We start from the raw sequence: 248 nt of genomic DNA, 5'->3' as shown, positions 1-248 counted from the left end.
AGGGCGGCCCGCAGGCGCAGGCCGCCGCAAAACGACTGATCCGCAATGTTGCAGGCAAGATGATGGGCGATGCATTGGCGCAGGAAACCGCGCATAATATTGCTACTCTGCGCATGAATGCGGAAGCCCGTGAAGGCCTGACTGCTTTTCTCGATAAACGGGCACCGGCATGGATAAACCGGACAGGATCAGATGATGTTTGACAAAATCCTGATTGCCAATCGCGGCGAAATTGCCTGCCGCATCAT

1 pseudogene is annotated in these 248 nt (G+C 55.6%); it reads left to right on the top strand.

What is annotated here, in order from left to right:
* Window positions 1-203: pseudogene (locus A918_RS22100) on the top strand (enoyl-CoA hydratase/isomerase family protein); the annotation flags it as partial.
* Window positions 204-248 lie beyond the last annotated feature (45 nt).

The sequence above is a fragment of the Pseudochrobactrum sp. AO18b genome (assembly GCF_000409565.1).
Lineage (GTDB): Bacteria > Pseudomonadota > Alphaproteobacteria > Rhizobiales > Rhizobiaceae > Pseudochrobactrum > Pseudochrobactrum saccharolyticum.
Note: the sequence above shows the minus strand (reverse complement) of the source record. Positions and strands in the feature narration are given on the sequence as shown.